General features: G+C 55.1%; 3 protein-coding genes. All 3 read left to right on the forward strand.

Annotation, left to right across the window (positions count from 1 at the left end):
• Positions 1-194 (forward strand): 2-oxo acid dehydrogenase subunit E2 (locus WCA53_RS17615; RefSeq protein WP_423913209.1); only part of this gene is annotated, 194 nt, incomplete at its 5' end.
• A gap of 71 nt (positions 195-265) precedes the next feature.
• A complete protein-coding gene (locus WCA53_RS17620) occupies positions 266-1,429 on the forward strand; it encodes a hypothetical protein (RefSeq protein ID WP_423913211.1) in 1,164 nt (387 codons plus the stop codon).
• 42 nt (positions 1,430-1,471) lie between these two features.
• Positions 1,472-1,859: MAPEG family protein (locus tag WCA53_RS17625; protein ID WP_423913214.1), on the forward strand; the 388-nt coding region annotated here is incomplete at its 3' end.

The following is a 1,859-nucleotide window of genomic DNA, read 5'->3' on the forward strand; positions in this document are numbered from 1 at the left end:
AGTCGGGCATTTTGGGCATGCACAAGATTCAGGACCGGCCGATCGCCGTCGGCGGCAAGGTCGAAATTCGGCCGATGATGTATCTAGCTTTGAGCTACGACCATCGCATCGTCGACGGCAGGGAGGCGGTGACCTTCCTTGTCCGCGTCAAGGAGGCGCTCGAGGACCCGGCGCGGCTCGTGCTGGATCTCTGAAGGTGTCTGTGTTGAATTTTTTACTGAAGGGAAGTCAATAGAAAAAGCGCGTTTTTCAAGGGTTGGGGAGCATGACCGAGGGGCTTTTTCTCATCAATGGCGACGAACCTCTAACGCGTTTGCAGCCCGCGGAATTCGAGCGTGAGGACGTCTTTCAAGCGCTCCTGGCCCGGTTTCCGGAACTATTAACAGATGCTGATTTTGGGGAGGGGGAACCTAGAAAGTGGCTGCTTGTGACGCGGGAGGCCATGGTTCCGGCCGAAGCGGATGGTTCAGGCAGATGGAGCTTAGATCACCTTTTTCTGGATCAAGACGGCGTTCCTACACTCGTGGAAATCAAGCGAGCGAGCGATACTCGACTGCGGCGGGAGGTTGTCGCGCAGATGCTCGACTACGCGGCAAATGCGGTCAATTACTGGAAGCCTGAAGATATCGAGAAATGGCTCAACCAGCGTTGCCAACAAGACGGCCTCGAGTCTTCGAATGAGGCTTTAAGGACAGCGTTTGGTATTGATCAGTTGGGCCTCGAGACCTACTGGCGTACTGTCCGTGCAAATTTGGGAAGCCGAAGAATCCGTATGATATTCGTTGCTGATCGTATTGAGCGCGAGCTTGAGGCTATCGTCGCCTTTTTGAACGAGCAAATGAAGGATGCGACTGTCGTTGCGCTCGAGTTGGCCCAATTTTCAAACGGGACCCAACGAATTGTTGCGCCGCGCATCATTGGTCTTACTGACCAAGCGTTGGCCAGCAAGCGCGTCACTCCGGCGATGGCATCGTCGGTGGAGGACTGGCTCAATAACTGGATAACAGATGACGAATATCGTCAGAGTTTCAAATGGTTCGTTGGCCAAATGCAGCCTGCCGGCATGAAACCCAGAATAGCGGGGCACTCGCTAGCACTTGATCTTCCAACTGCTGTGGGCGAACTAACGCCGGTCTACTTGAAGTCCGACGGGAAAATAAGCGTTCCTTTCTATATGCTAAAAAAATCGCCTGCGTTCAAAGACGAGCAAGCGCGAAGGAAACTTCTCCAGACCTTCGAGCAAGCGGGCTTCAGATCTTTGAGGTCGAACATCGACGGAGAGCCCAGCTTCCCCGCGCCTAGGCTGATTAGCGATCAATCTTGGCAGCAGCTAGTCGAGATTATCATGTACATAATCGAAGAGCTACGTGGGCCTGATGCCACTGCGGCGAATAAGAAGGAAGTTCCAGTCTTAACTGTTCGTTCGTAGAGAGCGGTTTGCCCGGCGCAGGTGATGCTCGCGAGAAGGTAGATGAGCGAATTGACGTGCCTTGAACTGAGCGTCGTGCTGTGGCTCGCCCATGTCTTGGTTCAGGCGGGTTTCGGCAACGCGCAGACGCCATTCGGCTATCTGTTCACGTCCCGCGACAGGCCAGCCGAGGCCCGCGGCGTTTCGTACGGTCGATCCTGCCGGGCGCTGTCGAACTACCTTGAGAACTTCACGCCCTTCGTGGCTTTGGCGCTCGCCCTCATCGCCACTCAGCGAACAGGCGGCGCTGGCGCTGTCGGCGCGACAATCTGGATTCTGGCGCGCATCGTCTACCTTCCGATTTATGTCTTCGGCATTATCTATGTACGGACATTGGTGTGGGGGATTTCGATCATCGGCCTTGTGATGATGCTGGGGCGATTGATCGGAT

Origin of the sequence: Caballeronia sp. (assembly GCF_049581465.1) — a bacterium.
GTDB lineage: Bacteria > Pseudomonadota > Gammaproteobacteria > Burkholderiales > Burkholderiaceae > Caballeronia.